A 239-nucleotide genomic window follows, 5' to 3' on the forward strand; every position below is an offset into this window, starting at 1 on the left:
CGGATTACGGTGGTACAGGAATTTCTACCTGTTGTCCTTCGACTACGCCTATCGGCCTCGCCTTAGGTCCCGACTTACCCTGAGCGGACGAACCTTCCTCAGGAACCCTTAGGCTTTCGGCGGATCTGATTCTCACAGATCTTTTCGTTACTCATACCGGCATTCTCACTTGAATGCAGTCCAGCGCTCCTTCCGGTACACCTTCAACCCGCATTCAACGCTCCCCTACCCCTGATGCA

The 239-nt window shown here is 54.0% G+C and carries 1 rRNA gene; it reads right to left on the reverse strand.

The window, feature by feature from the left end:
* Positions 1 to 239, reverse strand: a 23S ribosomal RNA gene (locus LCF57_RS07460); the annotation flags it as partial.

Origin of the sequence: Paenibacillus sp. BJ-4 (assembly GCF_020404765.1) — a bacterium.
Classification (GTDB): Bacteria; Bacillota; Bacilli; order Paenibacillales; family Paenibacillaceae; genus Paenibacillus.